At 71.5% G+C, this 24378-nt stretch carries 28 protein-coding genes and 3 tRNA genes; 21 read left to right on the forward strand and 10 right to left on the reverse strand.

Annotated elements, in window-relative coordinates:
* Positions 1-101: 101 nt before the first annotated feature.
* The 5 genes from JK361_RS13360 to JK361_RS41230 form a co-directional block, all read right to left on the reverse strand.
* On the reverse strand, positions 102-332 hold the full coding sequence (locus JK361_RS13360) for a hypothetical protein (RefSeq protein ID WP_201816678.1): 231 nt from the start codon (positions 330-332) through the stop codon (positions 102-104).
* Between the two features lie 374 nt (positions 333-706).
* Positions 707-1678, reverse strand: coding sequence for a DUF2637 domain-containing protein (locus JK361_RS13365; RefSeq protein ID WP_201816692.1), 972 nt, complete (start codon positions 1676-1678; stop codon positions 707-709).
* A 12-nt stretch (positions 1679-1690) separates the two neighbouring features.
* Positions 1691-1975, reverse strand: a complete 285-nt coding sequence (locus JK361_RS13370; protein WP_236052912.1) for a hypothetical protein — start codon at positions 1973-1975, stop codon at positions 1691-1693.
* A gap of 174 nt (positions 1976-2149) precedes the next feature.
* Positions 2150-3166, reverse strand: a complete 1017-nt coding sequence (locus JK361_RS41225; protein WP_236052913.1) for a PP2C family protein-serine/threonine phosphatase — start codon at positions 3164-3166, stop codon at positions 2150-2152.
* A gap of 192 nt (positions 3167-3358) precedes the next feature.
* Positions 3359-4768 carry an ATP-binding protein gene (locus JK361_RS41230; RefSeq protein ID WP_236052914.1) on the reverse strand — a complete coding sequence of 470 codons (1410 nt, stop codon included), beginning with the start codon at positions 4766-4768 and terminating at the stop codon, positions 3359-3361.
* A gap of 471 nt (positions 4769-5239) precedes the next feature.
* Here JK361_RS41230 and JK361_RS13380 point away from each other — a divergent pair, with 471 nt between their 5' ends.
* The 4 genes from JK361_RS13380 to JK361_RS13395 all read left to right on the forward strand — a co-directional run bounded on the left by JK361_RS13380 (position 5240) and on the right by JK361_RS13395 (position 7224).
* The gene (locus tag JK361_RS13380; RefSeq protein ID WP_201816694.1) at positions 5240-5809 is read left to right on the forward strand and encodes a DUF4232 domain-containing protein; all 570 of its coding nucleotides are present in this window, start codon (positions 5240-5242) and stop codon (positions 5807-5809) included.
* 262 nt (positions 5810-6071) lie between these two features.
* Positions 6072-6425, forward strand: a complete 354-nt coding sequence (locus tag JK361_RS13385) for a DUF6233 domain-containing protein (RefSeq protein WP_201816695.1) — start codon at positions 6072-6074, stop codon at positions 6423-6425.
* 44 nt (positions 6426-6469) lie between these two features.
* Positions 6470-6694: a hypothetical protein gene (locus JK361_RS13390; RefSeq protein ID WP_201816697.1), complete on the forward strand. Its 225-nt coding sequence runs from the start codon at positions 6470-6472 to the stop codon at positions 6692-6694.
* Between the two features lie 317 nt (positions 6695-7011).
* Positions 7012-7224 (forward strand): hypothetical protein, encoded by a 213-nt coding sequence (locus JK361_RS13395; RefSeq protein WP_201816699.1) that lies wholly within the window; start codon positions 7012-7014, stop codon positions 7222-7224.
* A 111-nt stretch (positions 7225-7335) separates the two neighbouring features.
* Here the strand turns inward: JK361_RS13395 and JK361_RS13400 are convergent, their stop codons facing one another.
* Both JK361_RS13400 and JK361_RS13405 read right to left on the reverse strand, forming a co-directional pair.
* Positions 7336-7992: an NAD(P)H-binding protein gene (locus JK361_RS13400; protein WP_201816701.1), complete on the reverse strand. Its 657-nt coding sequence runs from the start codon at positions 7990-7992 to the stop codon at positions 7336-7338.
* Positions 7993-8316: 324 nt separating this feature from the next.
* Positions 8317-9582, reverse strand: a complete 1266-nt coding sequence (locus JK361_RS13405) for an amidohydrolase family protein (protein ID WP_201816702.1) — start codon at positions 9580-9582, stop codon at positions 8317-8319.
* 655 nt (positions 9583-10237) lie between these two features.
* Here JK361_RS13405 and JK361_RS13410 point away from each other — a divergent pair.
* From JK361_RS13410 to JK361_RS13450, 9 genes are all read left to right on the forward strand, one after another.
* A tRNA-Thr gene (locus JK361_RS13410) sits at positions 10238-10310 on the forward strand.
* Positions 10311-10356: 46 nt separating this feature from the next.
* A tRNA-Met gene (locus JK361_RS13415) sits at positions 10357-10429 on the forward strand.
* A gap of 89 nt (positions 10430-10518) precedes the next feature.
* Positions 10519-10683, forward strand: a complete 165-nt coding sequence (rpmG, locus tag JK361_RS13420; RefSeq protein ID WP_003948671.1) for a 50S ribosomal protein L33 — start codon at positions 10519-10521, stop codon at positions 10681-10683.
* A 158-nt stretch (positions 10684-10841) separates the two neighbouring features.
* Entirely contained in the window at positions 10842-11294 is a 453-nt protein-coding gene (locus tag JK361_RS13425; RefSeq protein WP_201816705.1) for a MaoC family dehydratase N-terminal domain-containing protein, read from the forward strand.
* 7 nt (positions 11295-11301) lie between these two features.
* Positions 11302-11730: a MaoC family dehydratase gene (locus JK361_RS13430; RefSeq protein ID WP_201816707.1), complete on the forward strand. Its 429-nt coding sequence runs from the start codon at positions 11302-11304 to the stop codon at positions 11728-11730.
* Between the two features lie 116 nt (positions 11731-11846).
* The gene (locus JK361_RS13435) at positions 11847-12416 is read left to right on the forward strand and encodes a TetR/AcrR family transcriptional regulator (RefSeq protein ID WP_201816710.1); all 570 of its coding nucleotides are present in this window, start codon (positions 11847-11849) and stop codon (positions 12414-12416) included.
* An 84-nt stretch (positions 12417-12500) separates the two neighbouring features.
* Positions 12501-13958, forward strand: a complete 1458-nt coding sequence (locus JK361_RS13440) for a DHA2 family efflux MFS transporter permease subunit (protein ID WP_201816724.1) — start codon at positions 12501-12503, stop codon at positions 13956-13958.
* A gap of 30 nt (positions 13959-13988) precedes the next feature.
* Positions 13989-14369, forward strand: coding sequence for a DUF3291 domain-containing protein (locus JK361_RS13445; RefSeq protein ID WP_201816728.1), 381 nt, complete (start codon positions 13989-13991; stop codon positions 14367-14369).
* 338 nt (positions 14370-14707) lie between these two features.
* Positions 14708-15763 carry a UDP-N-acetylmuramate dehydrogenase gene (locus tag JK361_RS13450; RefSeq protein ID WP_201816730.1) on the forward strand — a complete coding sequence of 352 codons (1056 nt, stop codon included), beginning with the start codon at positions 14708-14710 and terminating at the stop codon, positions 15761-15763.
* Between the two features lie 10 nt (positions 15764-15773).
* On the opposite strand, the gene JK361_RS13455 is transcribed toward JK361_RS13450, so the two are convergent.
* Positions 15774-16406 carry an NAD(P)-dependent oxidoreductase gene (locus JK361_RS13455; RefSeq protein WP_201816732.1) on the reverse strand — a complete coding sequence of 211 codons (633 nt, stop codon included), beginning with the start codon at positions 16404-16406 and terminating at the stop codon, positions 15774-15776.
* A 105-nt stretch (positions 16407-16511) separates the two neighbouring features.
* Here JK361_RS13455 and JK361_RS13460 point away from each other — a divergent pair, with 105 nt between their 5' ends.
* Entirely contained in the window at positions 16512-17123 is a 612-nt protein-coding gene (locus JK361_RS13460; RefSeq protein ID WP_201816735.1) for a TetR/AcrR family transcriptional regulator, read from the forward strand.
* 2 nt (positions 17124-17125) lie between these two features.
* Here JK361_RS13460 and JK361_RS13465 read toward each other — a convergent pair whose 3' ends face one another.
* Together JK361_RS13465 and JK361_RS13470 are read right to left on the reverse strand one after the other, a co-directional pair.
* Positions 17126-18166: an adenosine deaminase gene (locus JK361_RS13465; RefSeq protein ID WP_201816739.1), complete on the reverse strand. Its 1041-nt coding sequence runs from the start codon at positions 18164-18166 to the stop codon at positions 17126-17128.
* Positions 18167-18297: 131 nt separating this feature from the next.
* On the reverse strand, positions 18298-19524 hold the full coding sequence (locus JK361_RS13470; RefSeq protein WP_201816742.1) for a pyridoxal phosphate-dependent aminotransferase: 1227 nt from the start codon (positions 19522-19524) through the stop codon (positions 18298-18300).
* 261 nt (positions 19525-19785) lie between these two features.
* Between JK361_RS13470 and JK361_RS13475 the strand changes: the two genes are divergently transcribed.
* The 7 genes from JK361_RS13475 (at position 19786) to JK361_RS13505 (ending at position 24173) form a co-directional block, all read left to right on the forward strand.
* Positions 19786-19858 (forward strand) — tRNA-Trp (locus JK361_RS13475).
* Positions 19859-19964: 106 nt separating this feature from the next.
* Positions 19965-20252, forward strand: coding sequence for a preprotein translocase subunit SecE (gene secE / locus JK361_RS13480; RefSeq protein ID WP_201816745.1), 288 nt, complete (start codon positions 19965-19967; stop codon positions 20250-20252).
* 80 nt (positions 20253-20332) lie between these two features.
* Positions 20333-21220 carry a transcription termination/antitermination protein NusG gene (nusG, locus tag JK361_RS13485; protein ID WP_201816748.1) on the forward strand — a complete coding sequence of 296 codons (888 nt, stop codon included), beginning with the start codon at positions 20333-20335 and terminating at the stop codon, positions 21218-21220.
* A 26-nt stretch (positions 21221-21246) separates the two neighbouring features.
* Entirely contained in the window at positions 21247-21696 is a 450-nt protein-coding gene (locus tag JK361_RS13490) for a hypothetical protein (protein ID WP_201816750.1), read from the forward strand.
* Positions 21697-21827: 131 nt separating this feature from the next.
* On the forward strand, positions 21828-22262 hold the full coding sequence (gene rplK, locus JK361_RS13495) for a 50S ribosomal protein L11 (RefSeq protein ID WP_033528316.1): 435 nt from the start codon (positions 21828-21830) through the stop codon (positions 22260-22262).
* Positions 22263-22361: 99 nt separating this feature from the next.
* Entirely contained in the window at positions 22362-23087 is a 726-nt protein-coding gene (gene rplA / locus JK361_RS13500; protein ID WP_201816752.1) for a 50S ribosomal protein L1, read from the forward strand.
* A 165-nt stretch (positions 23088-23252) separates the two neighbouring features.
* Positions 23253-24173 carry an SCO4651 family lipoprotein gene (locus JK361_RS13505; RefSeq protein ID WP_201816754.1) on the forward strand — a complete coding sequence of 307 codons (921 nt, stop codon included), beginning with the start codon at positions 23253-23255 and terminating at the stop codon, positions 24171-24173.
* The last annotated feature ends 205 nt before the right edge of the window (positions 24174-24378 follow it).

The raw sequence follows: 24378 nt of genomic DNA on the forward strand, positions 1-24378 counted from the left end.
CGCGGATCCTCTCGTCGTTCAAAAATGGCGGACGCGGACCCCCTCGTCGTTGCGAGGCGGCCGGGAGGTCGTGTGGAGCGGAGATCCCCGCCCGCGCCGTATCAGGACCGACGGGGCGCGGGCCGCGTGACCGGTCCGGGCGTCTGGCAGCCGGGCGTGCAGACCCAGAGCCGGAAGAGCAGCCCCCGATGGCGCAGTTCACACAGCACCCGGCCGCTCGCTCCCAGCGGGCGGGCGCACACGGCACAGTCCAGGGCCATCTGCTGGCGGGGGCCGAGCCGGGCGACGTCGGGGAGATGCGGATGCGCCATGACGGGGCTGCTGCTGCTCATCTGGCGCCTCTTACGGGGAGTTCGGGCAAGGGCTCTCTTACGGACGGGCGCCCGCCTGGAGTGTGCGGGAGGAACGGTCCGCACTCCGGCACGCCGCCTCCGGCCCGGTGGCCGGCCGGAGGCGGGCTCTGGCCATGCACAGGGCGGCCAACCGGGTCCGCCTGAACGGGTCTGCGTACATGCGTCATTGATGCCGAGCCTTCAACTGTTCTCGGACCGCGGCCGGTCTCGCGGCCGAGGCCGACCGTGTCGGTGCGTTCCCGGCGCCGGACGGCAGCGAGGCGCCCGCGGTCGGGCCTCGCCCATCGGTCATGGCCGTCGGGGGAGGGGAGGGGCCGGCAGACCCGCATCGGCACGGGTCGCCGGCCCGCCTTTCACAGGTCGTCCGACCGCCGACGCCAAACCGTCCCGGACTGATCCGCGGAGCGATTCCAGCCGTCGTTCTGGCTCTGCTGCGTCAGTGGCGCGCCGGCTTGAGGAGAACGGGGAGACAGCCGTTCGTGGTGTTTCTGCGGACGTTCGCCGCCTGCCGGTGGCATCCCGGACTGGGGTGGTTGTTCGTTCGCCGCTTCACCGGTGAGTGATTCGGGGGCTTGCGCCCTGTGCCGCGGCAGCGTCCGCCTGGGCGGCCTGGTAAGGGTGATCTGGCGTACCACCTGCTGGAAACAGGCGAGAGACGCGAAAGTCGGCAGGGCGGCGGCCGAGGCGCTGACGATGTCTCTCGGAGCCTGCGCGGCACACAGCGTCATGGCGATGGCGGAAAAGACCAGAAGCACGGACCAGGAATGGAAAGCCCGACGCTGATAAAGAGCCGCCCGGAGAATGGACAGCGACGCGACCAGCCAGGGGCCGAACACCAGCAGGGGCCACCAGGAGACCACACTGCTCTGCGTGCGGGACGCCGCCACGAAGCGCAGCGGATCGTAGGCGATCAGGCCGCCGAAGGTGCTCACGGCGGAGGCGATGGCCGTCGCCAGCGCGACGATGACGTAGCCGGCGATCCGGATCCTGCTCGTACGCTGCCGTGTCCTGACCTTGCGATGGCCCCGGGGCGGAGCCTTCACCGGTGGCAGCTCGGCCGTGAGCTCCACCAGGGCCTCGCGCGGGGTCTTCGCGGCCGGACCGGCGAGCTGGTCCTCGTGGCGTGCCGCCGGGATCCTCGGCTGCTGCTCGATGGTGTCGCGCAGCATGAAGGCCAGTTCCTCCGCGGGGTCCCAGCTCGAGTCGGGAGCGACCAGGGGCGGACCGTACTCGTCGGTGGGCGCCCGGTGTCTGCCCCCGCCGCCCTGGTATTCGTCCGGATAATCGACGGGGAACTCGGGGTGATACCCGAACTCAGGTGACATGAGATGGTTCGATCATTCCGTCGCGGAGCCGCCGAATGCGACCCCCGAACTGACCCAACCTCTTGAAAGGCTTTCCTCCAGGAATGTGATGGAGTCCATGAATTGCTGGAGAATGTCTTCGGTCACCTCGAGCGTGACGGGAAGTCCACCCTTCATCAGGACTCCCTTTGTGGTATCCATGCCGGTCGATGCGGGCAGATAGGTGTAGGAACCCAGCCGCACGGGAGGCCGCCCGGCAGTCGAGCGGGACGAACCTGGAACCGAATCCAGCGACCGTCCCGTCATTACCTTCGTCATGTTGTAACTAACGCCGCCATCCGGTGGTGGGTGCGCTGCGAACGGGTGAAGGATTACTAAGAATATCCGGCTCAATTATTTGGGCCCGCGCAGCCGGTATGAGGAGTGAAAAGCGGACGATGCGTGAGCCTGTAAAACTTCCTGGCGATCATCCGTTGATGCAGTTGCCGCGGGTCAGGCCGGTGCGGTGGGGCGCAGGGCGAGCAGAGCGACGTCGTCGGTGGTGTCGGCACCGAACTTGATGATCAGTTCGTCGCAGAACACGTCGAGGGGGGTCCGGGAGTGACCGGCGGTGTGCCGGCGCAGGCGGGCCATGGCCTCGTCGAGCGATTCGCCGCGGCGTTCGATGAGACCGTCGGTGAAGAGCAGCAGGGTGGAGCCGGGTGGCAGCGGGTCGCGGGCGGACAGACGCGGCACGCCGGGATCCATGCCGATCAGCAGGCCCCTGCCCGCGTCGAGGTAACGGGTCTCGCCCTCACGGGTGGTCAGCAGCGGCGGCAGGTGGCCGGCGGAGGAGTGGTGCAGCACCACGCCGTCGCCCTCGCACTTGGCCAGGCCGTAGACGCAGGTGGCGGTGGAGTGCGGGTTCAGGGTGTGGCTCGCCAGGTCCAGGCGGCGCAGGACCTCCCCGGGCGGTTCCGGACTGTCGACGGCGATACCGCGCAGCATGTTGCGCAGTGTGCTCATGGCGACGGCGGCCTGGAGGTCGTGGCCCGACACGTCACCGATGACCAGCACGGTGTCGCCGCCCGGCGGCACGAAGGCGTCGTACCAGTCGCCGCCGACCTCGGCGGTGGTGCTGGAGGGCACGTGCCGGGCGGCCATCTCCAGCCGCTCCACCCGGGGCAGTTCGGGCAGCAGGGCACGCTGGAGGTGTTCGGCGTTGGAGCGGGTGTGCTGGTGCAGACGGGCGTTGTCCACCCCGAGGGCGATGCCCCGGACCAGCTCCGCGATCAGCGGGATGTCCTCCTTGGTGAACGGCTGCTCGTCCTGGACGCGGACCATGGTCAGGGCACCGAAGACCTCCCGTTGGGCCCGCAGCGGCGAGATGACGGCGCTGCTCGCCCTCAGATGCTCCACCAGCTCCACCTGCCGGGCGTCCAGGGGACCGGGGGCCCGGCTGGACGGGGGCACGTCGGTCACCAGCAGGGGGCCCGCGCCGCGCAGCACCCTGGGCAGGGAATCCTGCATGGCCTCGGAGGCCGAAGGAAGCCTGCCGAGGTGCGCCCCGGAGAACCGGCACCTCGGGATCGCGGTGCACGACACAGACCCGCTCCAGCCGGCCGTGCTCGTCGACGAGATCCGCCACGCACCAGTCGGCCAGTTCCCGCGTCAGGACCTGGCACGCCCGCAGCAGTCGCTCCTCCGGATCGAGGGTGCTGGTCAGCGCTCTGCCGGTGTCGGCGAACAGGGAGAGCCACTCCGGTGCCGCCCTCGCCGGGGCCACCGTCTTCGTCTTCCTGGTGGTGGTCGGCAGGTGCACCGGGCCCGGCACCGGCCGCGTCGCGTGCCGGCCGTCCCGCGGAGTGTCCGGCGGGGCGGGGGCGCCGTCGTCGTGGTGAGCTGTGCGACGAACACGGTGCGCCCGTCGACCGCTTCCTGGGTCTGGATGGACAGACGGACCGGGATCACACGGCCGTCATGGTGCAGTGCGGGCACCGGTATCTGGCGGCCCAGGATGCGGGACTCGCCGGTGAGCAGCAGCGAACTGAAGGCCGCCACGTGGCGTTTGCGCAGGTGCTCGGGGATCACGGCGGTCAGCCGCTGCCCGACGAGATCGTGCGCCGGCCAGCCCAGCAGGCACGCCGCGGCGCTGTTCACCGCGATGATCCGGTTGGTGTCGTCGGCCGCGACGGTCGGTACGGGCGCCGCCTCCACCTCGCTCGCGTCCCAGGGCGCGAGATCTGTCGGAGTGGCGCTCGGCGCACCGGGCAGCTGTGTCCACGCGGTGGGCGCTTCCCCGGACAGCTGGCCGGCGATCTGGTCGAGCAGCCAGTGACGGAAGGCCCGGATCTGGGGCAGGGCCGGCAGGGCGAGCAGACTGCTCTGCTGGGCCGCCGCGTCGGCCTCGTCCAGGATCCGGCGCAGGGTCATGACGCGCGGACCGGCATCCACCGCGAACCCCACCAGCAGGGAGAGCGTCGAGCTGTCGGGAGTCTCCTGCTCCACCGCCACCGTCATGGACGCGCAGATCATGTTGCTCACGTCCTGGGCGACGAAGATGTCCTCCGTCCGCACGCCGGCCCAGCGGTCCGTGGAGGAGGCGAGGAACAGCTCGCGCAGCAGCCCCTCCCACTGCTGTTGCGCCGCCCAGTACAACGCGTAGGGCACGTCGTTCAGCGTCACGCTCACCGTCCGGCCGGGCGGCGCCACGGTCTCCCACGCGGACGTCGGCGGCACCGGCGCCTCGGGCCACAGCTCGAACCACACCGTCTTGCGGTCCGCGCCGCTGTGCACGCCGTGGGCGGCGGCCAGCTCCTCGACCAGCGCCAGGCCCCTGCCGGTGCAGGCATAGGGATGGCGGTCGTGCGGCACCAGCCCGCTGCCCGGGCGGTGATCGCTGACCCGCACATGGGCCCGGCCCTCGACGACCCAGGCCAGCACCTCGATCTCGGTGCGCGCATGGATCACCGCGTTGGTGACCAGCTCGCCGACCAGCAGCTCGGCGGTGTCCACCATGTCCGGCGGGACGCCGTCCAGCACCGACCGTACGAACCGGCGGGCCACCACGGCGCTCTCCGGCAGCGGAGGCAGGCGTCGCGACGGCGCTCCCGGCGGACTGGGGCTGCCCATATCGGCTGGGTGCCCAGAAACCACCCCGTGAAAAGGCCGAACACCACCCCGTGGCCGAGCCGTGGAGGCCTGTCGCCGGGCGGGCGGCGGGCGATCGCCGGCGCTGCCCGGTGCCTCCCGGCACCGGGTGGGAGTGTCCCGTGTCACTGGATCCCGACCGTTCGCCACCGGACTTCGACGGACGCGAGTTTGTGTCATCGGAGTTTGATCACCGCAGGTCAGCGACTCAGCGCACCGTCGGTGCGCGCCGGGGGCGTGGTAAACCCGTGGCGCGCTGGAGGTGCCTCTGTCCGCCCTGACGGCCATCTGCACGGGTGCAGCCTGTCGTCACCGTTCCGTCACAAGTGGTCCCGCACGGAACCCTGCCGCTCTCCCGCCCTGTCTGCACTCACGTACCACGACCACGCGTACCGCGGGGCAACAACCGACGACCGAAACCCGCGGACGAGACGACTACAGGGGGACGACAACATGCGTCACAGCAACGGCATTCGCAGGGCGGCTCTGGCGACGACGGCGGTCACGGCCGTCGCGGCGGCGGTGACCGGCATCCTGCCCGGCACCGCCATGGCGGCGAGCACCGCCACCTCCACCCCGCCGCCCGCCTGCTCGGCCTCCGCCCTCCAGGTCAGCGCCTGGCAGGCCGCCCACCGGCCCGTCGGGACCGGGACCGGGGCGGCGGTCGTGCAGTTCACCAACGTCTCCCGGAAGACGTGCGTCCTGAAGGGCCATCCGACGGTCGCGGGCGCCGGCAACGGCTCCCCCGCCCACAACACCCCGCTCAAGGTCACCCCCACCGGCAGGGCGGCCAACGTGACGGTCCGGCCGCACGGCAAGGCGTGGGTGAAGCTGACCTTCGTCCAGGTCCAGGGGGAGGCCGACGGCTACTGCGTGTCGGGCAAGACCCCGAAGGTGTATCCGACGATGGTCATCGGGCTGCCGCACTCCGGGAAGCACCAGGTCGCCCTGAACGACGGGTGGTGGGCCGAGTGCGACAACAAGGTGACCGCCACCCCGGTCTCGGCGGTCAAGCCTTCCTGATCCCCCCGTCCCCACGAATCGAGCAGCCTGCATGACGATCGCAAGGCTCTGACCTGCACGTTTACGAGGAACTGCACATAAATGCAGGTCAGCGACTCAGCGCACCTTCCGTGCGCTGAGTCGCTGACCTGCGGTGATCAAACTCCGCTGACACGAACTCGCGTCCGTCGAAGTCCGATGGCAAACGGTCGAGATCCAGTGGCACGGGACTGGGAGGGTCCCGCCGGTCGCACTCCCCGCGGACTTCACTAGAATCGAACGTGTGAACGAGGACCGTCCGCTGACGCGTCTCGACATGCTGCGCTTCGCCCGCCGTGTCGTCGAACATCAGGCTGCCCGGCAGCTTGCGTCGATCGACCGGTGGATCGCCGACGAGGAGCGCCGGGAGGCGGAACGGCAACGCCGCCTCGCCGTCCGGAAGGACGCTCCGCAGTGGGCCGTCGAGCGCGGCCTGAACGGCCGCAGCGCGGTGTACGTCCACGTCGGCGGCTGTACGGGCGCCGGCGGCCGGGCGAAGGGCGTCGAGCGGGAGCAGGCGGTACGGGCCCTCACCGACGGAGGTGTCCCCGCGTGCCCGCTGTGCCGGCCGGACACCGCACTGGGAATACTCGAATGACCGGCCCGGGTGCGGGCCCGGGCGGTCCGGATGATGCTGGAGCCATGGCCGGGAAACGTCCCATCATCGTGCACCTGCCGTCCCCGACCGGCGGTCGCCGGGTGCGGGTGGACGGCGAGATCCTCGGCCTCGCGCACAACGTGGGGGACCTGGTGGAGTTCCTCCGCCGGGCGGGGCTGGAGATCGAACCGGAAGAGGTGGCCGACTCGCCGCTGATCGACTGGCGCGGGGTCGGCCCCGACCGGTGGGAAGCGGAGACCCTGACCTGACCACGCCGCCCCGCTCCGCCGCGCCGCCGTCACGATCTGGGCGGTCAGGGGGCCTGAGCGGCCGGTGGCCAGGGGGAGCGGTCAGGCGGCCTGAGCGGCCGGGCGCCGGCCGGGGCGGTCAGGCGTCCGGGGGTCGCTGTGGTCAGCCGTCCAGCCGGTGGCGTACGGGGTTGTCCGTCGTCCCGCCGGTGCGTACGGGACGGTCAGCCGGCCGGGCGGCCGTGTACGGACGGTCGGGCGACCGGCCGGTCGTGTGCGGGACGGTCGGCCGGCCGGGCGGTGGCGCACGGGCGTCCCGTTGCGGGCACACTGACGGCATGTCCTCCCGACGCAGAGCCTGTCCCGTGTGCCGTCGCGAGATCGCCGTCGTGGCGGGCCGCTTCGCGCGGCACGATCCGCCCGGGGCGCGGCAGAGCGGGGAACTCGTCTCCTGCCCCGGATCGCGGCGGCAGGCGCAACTCGGCGCGGTGCAGCCGTCCCTGGACGGTCATGTCGTACCGGACCTTCCCGGGCAGCTGCCCCTGTTCTGAGTGCTGACGAGCCGACAGCCGGGTGGGCGGGGAGGGACGCTGACGGCTCATCGGCAGAATGCCGGGCGGTGCGCAGAGCAGGTACAGCCGTTCAACGGCCGGCGGCCCGCGTCAGTTCCCGGCCACCGACTTGACCGCGACCGACACCGGCGTCGAACCACTGACCAGCTCGAGGGTGAGACCGGCCGTCGCCGGCGTGTCCACCAGCTCCGCGAGGACGGCCGCCACGTCGTCCCGCGGGATCGCGCCGCGCCCCGTGTGCGCCTCCATGCGCACCAGGCCGGTCCCCGCGTCGTTCGTCAGCGCGCCCGGACGCAGGATCGTCCAGTCCAGTGCCTCCTGCCGGGTGACGTACGCGTCGGCCTCACCCTTGGCGCGCAGATACACGTCGAAGACGTCGTCCCCCTGGTGCGCGGGATCCGCGCCCATCGAGGACACCACCACGAAGCGGCGTACGCGCGCGCGTACGGCCGCGTCCGCGAACAGCACCGCCGCGCCCCTGTCCACCGTGTCCTTGCGGGCCGTGCCGCTGCCCGGGCCCGCGCCGGCCGCGAAGACCGCCGCGTCCGCACCCTGGAGGTGCGCCGCGACCCCTTCCACCGAGGCGGACTCCAGGTCGAGCAGGACGGGTTCCGCGCCGGCGGACCGCAGATCGTCACCCTGCTCGGGCTTGCGGATGATGCCCGCGACCTCGTCCCCGCGCGCGGAGAGCAGACGCTCCAGCCGCAGCGCGATCTGACCATGACCACCAGCGATGACAATGCGCATGATTCCGACCGTACGCCCGAAGGGCCGCATCCGCCGCACGAGTTAACCGGCGCGCCCGACACGACCCCGGCACACGCACCGACGCGCGCCCGGCCCGCCCGCACCGACGCGCACCCGGCCCGCCCGCACCGACGCGCACCCGGCAAGGCCCCGGCACACCCCACCGACGCGCGCCCCGGACGGGCCTGCACACCGCACCGACGCGCGCCCGGCCCGGTCCTGGCACACTCCACCGACGCGCGCCCGGCCTGCCCCACGCACACCGCACCGACGCGCACCCGGCAAGGCCCCGGCACATCCCACCGACGCGCGCCCGGTGCGGGCTCACGACACCTCCCCACGCCCCTGCCGCGGCAGCCCGAGTTCCGCTGCCGCCGCCGAGTTGCAGTACTCGCGCACCGCGCTGGTACGGGCCACCACCCGGCCCCGGTGCACCACGATCCGGCTGTAGGCCAGGGAGAGCGCGCCGGCCAGATGCTCGCCGCGGACGGCGAGCAGCTCGGCGGGGAAGCCCGCCTCCACACGTACCTCCGGCAGGCCCAGCACCGCACGGGCCGAGGCGCACACGGCGCCGTAGGCGTCCTCCGGACGCAGGCCGTGCGCCGAGGCCAGGAGGTAGGCGGCCTCCAGGGGGTCGCCGCGGCCGACGGGGTTCGCGACATCGCGCATGGCCCCGCTGCCGGCCGCCACCCGCACCCCGGCCGCGCGCAGCAGCCGTACCGGCGCCGCGCCCCGCTTGTCGGCGCCGCCGCAGCCGCCCTGGGGCAGGCACACCACCGTCACACCTGCCGCCGCGAGCTGGTCGGCGGCGCGGCAGGCGGCCTCCGCGGGCAGGCGCGCGAGCCCCGCGCACGGTCCGATGGTCACGCCGGGCCGCAGGCCCCCCGCCATGGCCGCGAGCCGGGACAGCCGGGCCGGGTCGGCGGCATCCGTGTGCAGGTCCACCGGGCAGCCGTGTTCGGAGGCCACCTCCAGGACCGCCTCCACGTAGCCGGTGGGGTCCGGATCCAGATCCGGGCAGCCGCCCACCACGGAGGCGCCCATCTTCACCGCGTCCCGCAGCATCGCGAGCCCGTCCGCCCCGGCCACCCCGGTCAGCAGCCGTGGCATGGCCACCGTCGTCAGCTCCGCCAGCCCCCGCAGCGACCGCCGTGCCTGAAGGACCGCGCCCAGCGCACCGAGCCCCTGGACGTCGCCCACGCGCACATGCGCGCGCACCGCCGTCGCCCCGTGCCCGAGCTGGAGCAGGGCCGCCTCCGTCGCCCGGCGCTGGACGTCCTCGGGGGCGTACGACGCCGGGCCGGGCCGCTCGGCGGACAGGGCGGTGTCGCCGTGGGCGTGCGGTTCGGCCGGGGCCGGCAGGAGCAGGTAGCCGCTGAGGTCCACCCGTGCGACGCCCTTGCGGGCCGGACCCGGCGCGAGACTGCCCGTCGTGCCCACCGCTTCGATGCGCCCCCTGCCCAGCCGCACGTCCACGGTCCGGCCGTCGGTGAGCCGCGCCCCGCAGAGCAGGAGGGCGGCCGGCTCGGACGGTCCCGAGGACCCCGAGGAGTTCGACGGCGGTTGCGGCTGCGGCTGACTGTCGGGCATCGCGCTCCAGGGTCGGGGCCGGGGCTCGGGCGGGCCGGCGTGAGGGGTTCGAGGCCGTGAGCCCCAAGATCACGCAGAGTGAGTCGAGCCTAGGGTCGCGAGCCGTGCGGGTCGCGCAGGAGCGCAATAGTCGTACCGGCGTGGTCCACCCCAGGCGGTACACGTGTCGCCCACGCGCGTGGCCAAAGCCGCCCCCGACGACGCCCACGCGCACGCGTGTCCGGGCCGCCTCGCACGACCTGGGTTCACCCCCACGCACGCGTGCCGCCTCCTCCGCCTGGCCCAAGGCCCACGTCCTCCTCTGCCTGACCCAAGGCCCACGTCCTCCTCCGCCTGGCCCAGGCTCGCGTGCCGTCACCGCCTGGCCCAGGCCCGCGTCCCCACGCGCGCGCCGTCACCGCCGTCGCCGTGAGTGAGGCCCTCGCGAAGCCGCCGGCGAGGTTCCACGCGCGCGTGCCGTTGCCGTCGGCGAGGCTTCCGTGTCAGGGCCGCCGGCTTCGGCACCGCTGCCCTCACACCCCTGGTGAGCCGGCGGCGGGGAGCCGCGCCGCACGGGGTCCGGAGGGCGCCGAGAGGACGGTGAGGCGGGCCGGGACGGGCGGCGGGATACGGATTTGGGTGAACGGCGGCGGACCGTGTAATGTCTTCATCGCTCGCCCCAATAGCTCAGTCGGCAGAGCGTCTCCATGGTAAGGAGAAGGTCAACGGTTCGATTCCGTTTTGGGGCTCTGGTGTGAGAGGTCCCCACCGCAAGGTGGGGTCTGATCTCATCAAAGCGGTGTAGCTCAGTCGGTAGAGCAAGCGGCTCATAATCGCTGTGTCACCGGTTCAAGTCCGGTCACCGCTACTGACAGTAGCCGATTGCGGGGTCGGTCCTTCGATCGGCTACTCTTTTTGCGTTGAATCAGTCCACCCGTTCGTCATAGGAGCACTCACGTGGCTGCCACCGACGTCCGCCCGAAGATCACGCTGGCCTGCGTGGAGTGCAAGGAGCGGAACTACATCACCAAGAAGAACCGGCGTAACAACCCGGACCGTCTTGAGATGAAGAAGCACTGCCCGCGTTGCAACGCGCACACTGCGCACCGCGAAACGCGATAAACAGGCTCGTCCGTGAGGCCGTCCCCTTCCGAGGGGGCGGCCTCACGGCGTTTCCACCGGTGCGGCGCCCCACCGCCCCCACCAGCACCATGCCCATTCCGTGGCCGGTTTCCGGCTAATTTGGGGTCAGTACAGCAAATATCAGGAGGTGCCGGGCCATGGCGCTCGACCAGTCCTTCGTGGGACGGACCTACCCGCCCACCGCGCCCTATGAGGTGGGCCGGGAGAAGATCCGCGAGTTCGCCGAGGCGGTGGGCGAGACCAACCCGGCGTACACGGACCCCGAGGCCGCCAAGGCGTTCGGCCACCCCGATGTGATCGCCCCGCCGACCTTCGTGTTCTCCATCACCTTCCGGGCCGCCGGACAGGTCGTCCGGGATCCGCAGCTGGGGCTGGACTACAGCCGTGTGGTGCACGGCGACCAGAAGTTCGCCTACGTCCGCCCCGTGCGCGCCGGCGACCGGCTCACGGTCACCTCCACCATCGAGGGCGTCAAGTCCCTCGCGGGCAACGACATCCTGGACATCCGCGGTGAGGTGCACGACGAGGCCGGCGAGCACGTCGTGACCGCCTGGACCAAGCTCGTGGCCCGCGCGGCCGAGGAGGCGTGAGGACCCGATGACGGCGAAGATCGCGTACGACGACGTCGAGGTCGGCACCGAGCTGCCGGCGCAGAGCTTCCCCGTGACGCGTGCCACGCTGGTGCGCTACGCGGGCGCCTCCGGGGACTTCAACCCGATCCACTGGAACGAGAAGTTCGCCAAGGAGGTGGGCCTGCCGGACGTCATCGCGCACGGCATGTTCACCATGGCCGAGGCGATCCGTGTGGTCACCGACTGGACCGGCGACCCCGGAGCGGTCGTGGAGTACGGCGTCCGCTTCACCAAGCCCGTCGTCGTCCCGAACGACGACCAGGGCGCCCTGGTCGAGGTGAGCGGCAAGGTCGCGGCGAAGCTGGACGACAACACCGTCCGGGTGGACCTCACGGCGACGAGCGCAGGCCAGAAGGTGCTGGGCATGTCCCGGGCGGTCGTGCGACTGGCCTGATCCGCGGGCCACAGACCGCGGATGTAAGGGGTGCCCTCCCGGGGAGGGCACCCCTTACGTGCATCCAGCCCGGGAACCGCCTTGCAAAGTTAGTGATTGAGTACTAACTTAGCCGCATGGCCAGGATGAGTGCAGAAGAGCGGCGCGAGAGCGTCATCCGCGCGGCGATGGCCGAGTTCGCGCGCGGCGGCTACCACGGGACCTCCACCGACGCGATCGCCAAGCGGGTCGGAGTGTCGCAGCCGTACCTCTTCCGCCTCTTCCCGGGCAAGAAAGCGATCTTCCTGGCGGCGGCGGAACGCTGCGTGGAGGACACCATCCGCACCTTCGAGGAAGCCTCCGAAGGGCTGCGGGGTGAAGAGGCCCTGCATGCCATGGCCAACGCGTACACCACGGTCATCGCGGAACATCCCGAGCGGATGATGATGCAGATGCAGATGTACGTCGCGGTGGCGGCCGCCGAGGAGGAGGGCGACCACGAATTCGGCGAGAGTGTCCGGGCCGGCTGGATGCGGCTGTGGGGCACGGTGCACCTGCCACTCGGTGCGGACGTCAACGAGACGACCACCTTCCTGGCGTACGGAATGCTGATCAACTGCCTGGTGTCCATGGGCTTCCCGCCGCAGCACCGGGTGTGGGAGGGGCTCTATCCGTCGGCTCGGACGACGGGGCGCCTGCAGAAGTAGTGCGGGCGGGGCGGGCGTCGGCGCCTTCTCATGGCCGCGAAAGTTAGTCATCAATTACTAACCGCAGATCACTCCGGGGGAGCGATGAAACAGCAGACAGCAACACCCGCCGCCACCTCACGCGCGGGGGCCGTGTGGGCCCTCGTCATCACCAGCGTCGCCGGGTTCATGGCGGCCCTGGACAACCTCGTCGTCACCACCGCCCTGCCCTCCATCCGCGAGGACCTCGGCGGGGCACTGGACGACCTGGAGTGGACGGTGAGCGCCTACACGCTCACCTTCGCCGTCCTGCTGATGTTCGGCGCCGCGCTCGGCGACCGCTTCGGACGCCGCCGGCTCTTCATCGTCGGACTCGCCGTCTTCACCGGCGCCTCCGCCGCCGCGGCCCTGGCCCCCGGCATCGGCTCCCTGATCGCCGCCCGCGCGGTCCAGGGAGTCGGCGCGGCCGTGATGATGCCGCTCACCCTGACCCTGCTGACCGCGGCGGTCCCCGCGGCCCGGCGGGGGATGGTCTACGGCATCTGGGGTGCCGTCAACGGCCTCGCCGTCGCCTCCGGGCCGCTGATCGGCGGCAGCCTCACCGAGCACGTCTCCTGGCACTGGATCTTCTGGCTGAACGTCCCGCTCGGGCTGGTCGCGCTGCCGCTCGCCCGACTGCGCCTCGCCGAGTCCTACGGAACCGGGGCCCGGCTCGACCTCCCCGGCACACTGCTCGCCAGCGGCGGACTCTTCGGGATCGTGTACGGCCTGGTCCGCGGGCCCGCCGACGGCTGGACCGACGCCGTGGTGCTGACCGCACTGATCGGAGGCGGGGCGCTGCTGACGGGCTTCGTCCTCTACAGCTCCCGTGCGGCCGCCCCCATGCTGCCGATGCGCCTGTTCCGCTCCCGCGCCTTCGCCGGGATCAACGCGGCCAGCCTGCTGATGTTCGTCGGGATGTTCGGCTCGATCTTCCTGCTCAGCCAGTACATGCAGGGCGTCCTCGGCTACTCGCCCACCGAGGCGGGGCTCAGGATGCTGCCGTGGACCGGCATGCCGATGCTCGTCGCGCCCGTCGCCGGGATCCTCTCCGACCGCATAGGAGGCCGGCCGGTCGTCGCCGCGGGCCTGTTCCTCCAGGCGGCCGGCCTCGGCTACATGGCCTGGGTGGCCACCGCGGACGCCTCCTACGCCGTCCAGCTGCCCGCCCTGATCATCAGCGGTGTCGGCATGGCCCTCTACTTCGCCCCGGCCGCCAACCTGGTCATGTCCAGCGTCCACCCGCAGGAGCAGGGCATCGCCTCCGGCGCGAACAACGCGCTGCGCGAGGTGGGCGGCGCGCTCGGCATCGCGGTCATGTCCTCGATCTTCTCCGCGCAGGGCGGCTACGAGTCCGCGCAGAGCTTCGTGGACGGCCTGCGGCCCGCCCTGGTCACCGGCTCGGCGGTGGTCGCCCTCGCCGCGGTCGCGGCCCTGGTGATCCCCGCCCGCCGGAGCGCCGCCCGCCCCGCCACGGCGGCCGGACAGGCACCCGAACCGCTCCTCGAGACCACCTCCCGCTGACCCGCGCCACTCCCACACAAGGAGCCCGCGATGCCCACCCTTCCCTGGACCACGCGGAACACCCCGCCGCCCGGCACCGAGGTGCACGTCTTCGCCTCCCGCTTCGAGACCCGCACCCTGTGGGGTGCCCTCCGCTTCCTCCTCCGCACACCGGCCGTGTGGCGGCAGGTCGGCCGCGCCCCCGGCGCCTGCGGCGCCACCCTCCGGGCGCAGCCCCTGCGGCGGACCTTCTGGACGCTGTCCGCCTGGGAGTCCGCCGAAGCGCTGAAGGAGTTCGCCCGCTCCGGTGCCCACCGGCCCACCTCCCGCTCCCTGGCCGCCCAGATGCACTCCGCCAAGTTCGCCGGCTGGCAGGCCACCGCCGGCGAACTGCCGGTGAGCTGGGAGGAGGCGGTACGGCGGCTCACCTAGGGCCCCTCGTTCGGATCACGCCGCGCTCCCTGATCCGGCCTGATCCAAACGAAAGACCCTAGCCACCACCGGGCGGCAGCGGCGCGCACGCGCGCGTGGACCCACGGCACACGCCGGTCCACGCGCGCGGGTGTGTGTGCGCCGCCGGACGGCAGCCTCGTGCACGCGCGCGTGGACCCACGGCTTTCGCCGGGCCACGCGCGCGTGCGTGCGTGTGTCAGCCCGCCGCCCGCCGCCCGCCGCCCGCCGCCCGCCGCACCGCCCGCCGCACCGGCCGGACGGCCGCAGGGTCGCTCGGGTGTGCGGGGCCGCGGGAGGTGTCTCGTAGTCTTGGGCCCGTGCAGGTACTCCACGACGCCCCCCTTGCCCCGCTGACCACCTTCCGGCTGGGTGGTCCCGCGACGCGGCTGGTGACCGCCACGACCGACGCCGAGGTGATCTCCGCCGTCCGCGAGGCCGACGACAGCGGCACCCCGCTGCTGCTCATCGGCGGCGGATCGAACCTGGTCATCGGCGACAAGGGCTTCGACGGCACGGCCCTGCGCATCGCCACCCGCGGTGTCGAACTGCGCGGCACCACCCTGGAGCTCGCGGCCGGCGAGGTGTGGACCGACGCCGTCGCCCGCACCGTGGAGGCCGGGCTCGCCGGCATCGAGTGCCTGGCCGGCATCCCCGGCTCCGCCGGCGCCACGCCGATCCAGAACGTGGGCGCCTACGGCCAGGAGGTCTCCTCGACGATCACCGAGGTGATCGCGTACGACCGGCGGGCCGGCGAGACGGTCACGCTGACGAACGAGGAGTGCGCCTTCTCGTACCGCCACAGCCGCTTCAAGGCCGACCCCGAGCGCTATGTCGTGCTCCGGGTCCGTTTCGAGCTGGAGGACGCGGACGGGCTGTCCGCGCCGGTCAAGTACGCCGAGGCGGCCCGCGCGCTCGGGGCGGAGCCCGGCGACCGGGTACCGCTGGCCGACGCCCGCGAGACCGTACTGAAGCTGCGCGCGGGCAAGGGCATGGTGCTGGACCCCGAGGACCACGACAGCTGGTCGGCCGGGTCCTTCTTCACCAACCCGATCCTCACCGGCGAGCAGTTCGCCGCGTTCCACGCGCGCGTGCGCGAACGGCTGGGCGACGGCGTCGAGCCGCCCGCCTACCCGGCGGGGGAGGGCCGCACGAAGACATCCGCGGCCTGGCTGATCGACAAGGCGGGCTTCACCAAGGGCTACGGCACCGGCCCCGCCCGCATCTCCACCAAGCACACCCTCGCCCTCACCAACCGGGGCGGTGCCACCACGGAGGACCTGCTCGCCCTGGCCCGCGAGGTGGTCGCCGGCGTCCACGAGGCATTCGGCGTCACCCTGGTCAACGAGCCGGTGACCGTCGGCGTGAGCCTGTAGCCGGGCCGGCTCAGTACGCCACGCCCACCCCCTGCTTCACCGTCTCCCCGGCGTCGATCATCGACAGCATCGCGTGCGCGACGTCCGCGCGCGCGATGAAGCGGCCCCTGGACGGGAAGCCGCCGACCACGGTGCGGTAGCGGCCGGTGAGCGGCCTGTCCTGCAAGCGCGGCGGCCGTACGGACGTCCAGTCCGTGCCGCTGCGGGCCAGCTCGGCCTCCGTCTCCCGCAGATCGGCGTAGACGTCCTTGAGGATCGCCGACACCAGGCTCCGCATCCCGCGGTCCAGGACACCGTCGCCCGCCGGAGCCGGCCCCACCGGACCGGCGCTGACCACCAGCAGCCGGCGCACGCCCTCCGCCTCCATGGCGCCCAGGACCGTACGGGTCAGCCGGGCGGTCACCCCGGCGTCCTTGCGGCTGCGCGCGCCCAGCCCGGACAGGACGGCGTGCCGGCCCCGCACCGCGGCGCGCAGCTCCTCCGGGTCGGCCAGGCCGCTGCGGACGACCTCCAGGCGATCGTCCGTGACACCGAGCCGGGCCGGGTCCCGGACGACCGCCGTGACCTCGTGCCCGGCATCCAGGGCCTGACGGACCAGCTCCCGGCCGATCCCCCCGGTGGCGCCGAAAACAGTGAGCCTCATGGTGTCTCCCCCTGCTCCACGAAAGGTGGGTGAGTGCTCACTCACCCCGCTGCCTCCTAGAGTGGGTAAGCACTCACCCACCCGTCAAGCCCGACAAGGAGCCCCATGCAGACGAAGCCGACGCGTGTCCGCATCCTCGACGCCGCCCACGAGCTGATGCTCACCGTCGGACTCGCCCGCGCCACCACCAAGGAGATCGCCCGCGCGGCCGGCTGCTCCGAAGCGGCCCTCTACAAGCACTTCGACAGCAAGGAAGAGCTGTTCGTGCGGGTCCTCACCGAGCGGCTGCCCCGGCTCACCCCGCTGCTCGGCGGCCTCGCCGCCGAACCGGGACAGGGCACCCTGGAGGAGAACCTCACCGAGATCGCCCGCCAGGCCGCCCTCTTCTACGAGCAGAGCTTCCCGATCGCCGCCTCCCTGTACGCCGAGACCCAGCTCAAGCGGCGCCACGACGACGTCCTGCGCACCCTCGGCTCCGGCCCGCACCTGCCCATCCAGGGCCTGGACGCCTACCTCCGCGCCGAACAGGACGCCGGCCGGGTCCGCGCCGGCGCCGACACCTACGCCGCCGCGTCCCTCCTCCTCGGCGCCTGCGCCCAGCGTGCGTTCGCCTACGACGCCACCGACAGCGGTGAGAGGCCGGCGGTGGACGAGTTCGCCGCCCGGCTCGCGAAGACCCTGCTCGGCGGGATCTCCGCCGCGGAGTCCGCCGGGTGAGGTCAGCCGGCGGGGCGCGCCAGCCAGTCGTCCACGCCGGCCAGCAGCCGCGCCCTGACCTCCTCCGGCGCGGCCGAGCCCCGAACCGACTGCCGCGCCAGCTCCGCGAGTTCGGCGTCCGAGAAGCCGTGGGAGTGGCGGGCGATCTCGTACTGCGCGGCCAGCCGGGAGCCGAACAGCAGCGGATCGTCGGCGCCCAGGGCCATCGGCACGCCCGCCTCGAAGAGGGTGCGCAACGGGACGTCCTCCGGCTTCTCGTACACCCCGAGCGCCACGTTCGAGGCGGGGCACACCTCGCAGGTCACGCCCCGGTCGGCCAGCCGCTTCAGCAGCCGCGGGTCCTCGGCCGCCCGCACCCCGTGCCCGATCCGCGTGGCGTGCAGGTCGTCCAGGCAGTCCCGGACCGAGGCCGGCCCGGTCAGCTCGCCGCCGTGCGGGGCCGACAGCAGACCGCCGTCCCGCGCGATGTGGAAGGCCCGGTCGAAGTCCCGCGCCATGCCCCGCCGCTCGTCGTTGGAGAGCCCGAAGCCGACCACGCCCCGGTCCGCGTACCGCACCGCCAGCCGGGCCAGCGTGCGCGCGTCCAGGGGGTGCTTCATACGGTTCGCGGCGACCAGGACGCGCATGCCGAGGCCGGTCTCCCGGGACGTCGTCTCGACCGCGTCCAGGATGATCTCCAGGGCCGGGATCAGACCCCCCAGCCGGGGCGCGTACGACGTCGGGTCCACCTGGATCTCCAGCCAGCCCGAGCCGTCCTTCAGGTCCTCCTCGGCGGCCTCCTGGACCAGCCGCCGGATGTCCTCCGGCCGGCGCAGACAGGAGCGCGCCGCGTCGTACAGCCGCTGGAAGCGGAACCAGCCCCGCTCGTCCGTGGCGCGCAGTCTGGGCGGTTCCCCGCTGGTGAGGGCGTCCGTCAGCGCGTCGGGCAGGCGCACGCCGTACTTGTCGGCCAGCTCCAGGACGGTCCCCGGCCGCATCGAGCCGGTGAAGTGCAGGTGCAGATGGGCCTTCGGCAGCTCAGAGAGGTCACGTACACGCTCCATCCCAGGATCCTGCCGTACACACCCGCCACACCGGTAGCCGTTTCCCCGTACGTGGTCTTGCCCGCACACAGAAGCGGGCCGCCTCCCCGAAGGGAAACGGCCCGCACGCGCGCGTGGAGGAAGCGCGGGGACTAGTCCCGGGCCTCGGCCAGCAGCTTCTGGATCCGGCTCACGCCCTCGACCAGGTCCTCGTCGCCGAGCGCGTAGGAGAGCCGCAGGTAGCCCGGCGTGCCGAAGGCCTCGCCCGGGACGACCGCGACCTCGGCCTCCTCCAGGATCAGCGCGGCCAGCTCGACGGTGTCCTGCGGGCGCTTGCCGCGGATCTCCTTGCCGAGCAGCGCCTTGACCGACGGGTAGGCGTAGAACGCGCCCTCGGGCTCCGGGCAGAGGACGCCGTCGATCTCGTTGAGCATCCGCACGATCGTCTTGCGGCGGCGGTCGAAGGCCTCGCGCATCTTCGCCACAGCCTCCAGGTCACCGGAGACGGCGGCCAGGGCGGCCACCTGGGCCACGTTGGAGACGTTCGAGGTGGCGTGCGACTGGAGGTTCGTCGCTGCCTTGACGACGTCCTTCGGGCCGATGACCCAGCCCACGCGCCAGCCGGTCATGGCGTACGTCTTCGCCACGCCGTTGACCACGATGCACTTGTCGCGCAGCTCGGGCAGCAGCGCGGGCAGCGAGACGGCGCTGGCGTCGCCGTAGACCAGATGCTCGTAGATCTCGTCCGTGAGGACCCACAGGCCGTGCTCGACGGCCCAGCGGCCGATCGCCTCGGTCTCGGCCTCGGAGTACACCGCGCCGGTCGGGTTGGACGGGGAGACGAAGAGGACGACCTTCGTCTTCTCCGTGCGCGCCGCCTCCAGCTGCTCCACGGAGACGCGGTAGCCGGTCGTCTCGTCGGCCACGACCTCCACCGGGACACCGCCGGCCAGGCGGATCGACTCCGGGTACGTCGTCCAGTACGGCGCCGGGACGATGACCTCGTCGCCCGGGTCGAGGATCGCGGCGAAGGCCTCGTAGATGGCCTGCTTGCCGCCGTTGGTGACCAGGATCTGCGAGACGTCGGGCTCCCAGCCGGAGTCGCGCAGCGTCTTGGCGGCGATCGCGGCCTTCAGCTCGGGCAGGCCGCCGGCCGGCGTGTAGCGGTGGTACTTCGGGTTCTTGCAGGCCTCGACGGCCGCCTCGACGATGTAGTCCGGGGTCGGGAAGTCGGGCTCACCCGCGCCGAAGCCGATCACCGGACGCCCGGCGGCCTTGAGGGCCTTGGCCTTGGCGTCCACGGCGAGGGTGGCGGACTCGGAGATCGCGCCGACTCGGGCGGAGACCCGGCGCTCGGTGGGAGGGGTTGCAGCGCTCATGCGGCCCATCGTTCCAGACCGGAAATCCCCCGGGCACGCGGGTTTCACAGACTGAACAGCAAGGGGTCGAGGCGTGAACACGGGTCCGAATCCGGCCCCGGGCCAGGACGATCTTTGGCTGCATGGCTCCGAACGGGCACTTTCTGTTCGACGTTGGGCCGTGGAACACGTACACTCTCACCTCGTTGGCCTTCGGCGGCCGTCACCCAGCCGGTGCACACCGAGCACCCGGTCGGATGCGGTACGTTGGGGGACACACAAAGGGTCGTAGCTCAATTGGTAGAGCACCGGTCTCCAAAACCGGCGGTTGGGGGTTCAAGTCCCTCCGGCCCTGCTACACACACCGCCAGGATGTGTGCGCATGTACGTACAGCAATGCACCGCCGTGCGGCTCAGAAACCGGGCGCGGCACGGCCACGACCCGGGACCAGGTGAGGACAATGACGGACGCCGTGGGCTCCATCGACACGCCTGATGCCCAGGACGAGGTGCCCGAGTCCAAGAAGAAGGCCCGCAAGGGCGGCAAGCGCGCCAAGCAGGGCCCGCTCAAGCGCCTGGCCACCTTCTACCGCCAGATCATCGCGGAACTCCGCAAGGTCGTCTGGCCGACGCGTAACCAGCTGACCTCGTACACCACCGTGGTGATCTTCTTCGTCGCCATCATGATCGCGCTGGTGACCGTGATTGACTATGGGCTCAACCACGCCGCCAAGTACGTCTTCGGCTGAGCCAAGAGCGAAGGGCGCCGTGGCACCGGCGCCCGTTTTCGCATGTTCCACCCCTATGTATCCAGGAAGAAGCAGCCATCGTGTCTGACCCGAACCTGAACGACGACGCCACCGAGCCCCGCGGGCTGGCTGCCGAGACGGTGGATGAGGAGCTCGACATCGTCGAGGGCGCGGACGAGCAGGACGAGTTCGAGGCTGCCGAGGCCGAGGCGGGTGAGCCGGCCGAGGAGGCCGCCCTGCACGCCGAGGACGAGGACGAAGAGGCCGCCGACGAAGAGGCCGCCGACGAAGAGGCTGCCGACGAGGAAGCCGCCGTCGCGGAGGTCGCCGAGGAGGAGCCGGCCGCTCCGGTCGACCCGATCCAGGCCCTGCGCGAGGAACTGCGCACCCTGCCCGGCGAGTGGTACGTCATCCACACGTACGCCGGCTACGAGAACCGCGTGAAGACCAACCTGGAGCAGCGCGCCGTCTCGCTGAACGTCGAGGACTACATCTTCCAGGCCGAGGTGCCGCAGGAAGAGGTCGTCCAGATCAAGAACGGCGACCGCAAGACGATCAAGCAGAACAAGCTGCCGGGTTACGTCCTGGTCCGCATGGACCTGACCAACGAGTCCTGGGGCGTCGTCCGCAACACCCCGGGCGTCACCGGCTTCGTCGGCAACGCCTACGACCCGTACCCGCTGACCCTGGACGAGATCGTCAAGATGCTCGCCCCGGAGGCCGAGGAGAAGGCCGCCCGCGAGGCCGCCGAGGCCGAGGGCAAGCCCGCTCCGCAGCGCAAGGTCGAGGTCCAGGTGCTGGACTTCGAGGTCGGCGACTCGGTCACCGTCACCGACGGCCCGTTCGCCACGCTTCAGGCGACCATCAACGAGATCAACCCCGACTCGAAGAAGGTCAAGGGCCTGGTGGAGATCTTCGGCCGCGAGACCCCGGTCGAGCTGTCCTTCGACCAGATCCAGAAGAACTGAGCACTCCCTCCGAGAGCGCCCCGCCGGTGAGCACCGGGCCGGGGCGCTCTCGCCGTGTCCGGCCGGCCGTCGTCGGCACGGTGGCCGCCCTGGCGCTGGCGCCGGCCTACGCCGTCTTCCTGCCGGCGGCCTGGTTGCGCACCGAGGTGCGGGGCGCGGAACCGACCGCGGCCACCTTCCACGCCGGAACCTGCCTCCTCGGCGGCTGTACGGTGACCTACCCGCACGCGGGGGAGCAGGTGACCGCCGGGCTCCCGGTCGGCACGCGCGCGGGGGGCCACGCCGAGGGCGACACCGTGTACGTGCGCGCCGCGCCCGGCGAGCCGGAACGCGTCGCACTCGCCGCGGACACCGGGCGGGGGACCGTCGCCGCGCTGCTCGCGGTGCCGGGCGGCCTCACCCTGCTCGCACTGGCCGCCGGAGCCGTGCGCGTACTGCGCGACCGACGCCCGGAAGGCCCCGCGCAGACCCTCTGACCTGGACGATTTCTTGTCCCGAGGGGACAGAAGCTATCGTTGTGCGGTATGCCATCTGCGGGATCGTGCAACGGCATGGATCCGGATGACGCGGATGGCAGTCAACCTCTCAGCAAGGACCCGGAGAGAGCATGCCTCCCAAGAAGAAGAAGGTCACGGGGCTCATCAAGCTCCAGATCCAGGCCGGCGCCGCCAACCCGGCTCCGCCGGTCGGCCCGGCGCTGGGTCAGCACGGCGTCAACATCATGGAGTTCTGCAAGGCCTACAACGCCGCGACCGAGTCGCAGCGCGGTTGGGTCATCCCGGTGGAGATCACGGTCTACGAGGACCGTTCCTTCACCTTCGTCACCAAGACGCCGCCGGCCGCGAAGATGATCCTCAAGGCCGCGGGCATCGAGAAGGGCTCCGGCGAGCCGCACAAGACCAAGGTCGCCAAGATCACCGAGGCGCAGGTCCGCGAGATCGCCACGACCAAGATGCCCGACCTGAACGCGAACGACCTGGACGCCGCGGCGAAGATCATCGCCGGTACCGCGCGCTCCATGGGCGTCACGGTCGAGGGCTGAACCCACCTCTAGCAGTCATGCGGTCGTGGCCGACCGCACGTGGCAGGGCCTGCTCGGCCCAGGGACCACGACTCCTTTCAGAACACACAGGAGCAAGTTGTGAGCAAGCGCAGCAAGGCTCTCCGCGCTGCGGACGCCAAGGTCGACCGGGAGAAGCTGTACGCCCCGCTCGAGGCCGTCCGTCTCGCCAAGGAGACCTCCACGACCAAGTTCGACGGCACCGTCGAGGTCGCCTTCCGTCTGGGTGTCGACCCGCGCAAGGCCGACCAGATGGTCCGTGGCACCGTGAACCTTCCGCACGGCACCGGTAAGACCGCCCGGGTCCTGGTCTTCGCGACCGGTGACCGTGCCGAGGCCGCGCGTGCCGCGGGCGCCGACATCGTCGGTGCCGACGAGCTGATCGACGAGGTCGCGAAGGGCCGCCTGGACTTCGACTCCGTCGTCGCCACCCCGGACCTCATGGGCAAGGTCGGCCGCCTCGGCCGCGTGCTCGGTCCGCGTGGTCTGATGCCGAACCCGAAGACCGGCACCGTCACCCCCGACGTGGCCAAGGCCGTCACCGAGATCAAGGGCGGCAAGATCGAGTTCCGCGTCGACAAGCACTCGAACCTGCACTTCATCATCGGCAAGGCGTCCTTCGACGACGCCAAGCTGGTGGAGAACTACGGCGCCGCGCTGGAGGAGATCCTCCGTCTGAAGCCGTCCGCCGCCAAGGGTCGCTACATCAAGAAGGCCGCCATCACCACCACGATGGGCCCCGGCATTCCGGTCGACCCCAACCGCACCCGCAACCTCCTCGTCGAGGAGGACCCGGCCGCCGTCTGAGCCCTCGGCTCACACCGGTAGCCGCGTCGGGTACGCGCAACGAAAAGGGCGGGCCCTGGAACCTTCGAGGTTCCGGGCCCGTCCTTTCTTTGTACGACCTTACGCACGACTGTCAGTGGCCTGGGTACCGTTCAGGCACAGGACACGCATTAGGGGTGGGACTAGATGAAGAGCACGACCGTGCGCCGGGTGACCCTTTCCATCGCGGTGGTGGCCGCGCTGACCGGAGTGGCCGCCTGCGGTTCCTCCGACTCCGACAAGAGCGGCGACAAGGCGGGCGGCAAGACCGCGATAAACGTCAGCCCCATCGCCGCTCTGCGGTCCGCCGAGAAGTCCACCGACAAGGCCGACTCGGCCAAGGTGCGGTCCACGATGTCCGTCGGCGACCTCATGTCGATGACCTCGAACGGCGCCCTCACCTGGAACGACGGCCTCAAAGGCAACCTCACCATCACGTACACCGGCGGCCGGATGGCCGAGATGATGAAGAAGGCCGGCACCCAGTCGATGGAGGCCCGGTACCTGCCGGACGCCTACTACGCGCACATGAGCGACGCCTACGCCCAGCAGACCGGCGGCAAGCACTGGCTCAAGTACTCCTACGACGACCTCGCCAAGCTCGGCGGCGCCTCCGGTTCGTACATGAAGGACCAGATCCAGAACGCGACGCCGAACCAGTCCGTGAAGCTGCTGCTGGCCTCCGGCGACGTCAAGAAGGTCGGCGAGGAGACGGTCTCCGGCGTCCACGCCACGCACTACTCGGGCACGGTGAACGTCGCCGACCTCGCCGACAAGTCCAGCAACCTCAGCGCCGACCAGATGTCCGCCCTGAAGCAGCAGCTCAGCCAGGCGGGCGTGACCACGGACACGGTCGACATCTGGATCAACGACCAGGACCTGCTGATCAAGAAGACCGAGAAGGCCGACACGGCCAACGGCACCATGACCAACACCACGCTCTACAGCGACTACGGCGTGAAGGTCGCCGCCGAGGCCCCTCCGGCCGCCGACACCAAGGACTTCGCGGACCTGCTGAAGTCCGGCGGCACCATGACGGGCGGCACCGGCAGCGGCACCGTCTCCTGACCCTGCGGCATCCCCAAGGCCCCCGAGGGGCGCTCAGGGGCCCGTCGTGCGCCGAGGGCACGCGGGCCCGGGCGCTTCCCGGGGGGAGTTCCACGAGCCTCCCTGCGCGCCGTCGCGCGCACCGGCGGCCCGGCCGCCGCCGTCCCGCCAGTTGCTGACGGTGCGATTTGCTCGTAGGCGCCCAGGTCCCGTACTCTCTTCCAGA

The sequence above is a fragment of the Streptomyces musisoli genome (assembly GCF_016741855.1).
In the GTDB taxonomy this organism is placed as follows: Bacteria; Actinomycetota; Actinomycetes; order Streptomycetales; family Streptomycetaceae; genus Streptomyces; species Streptomyces musisoli.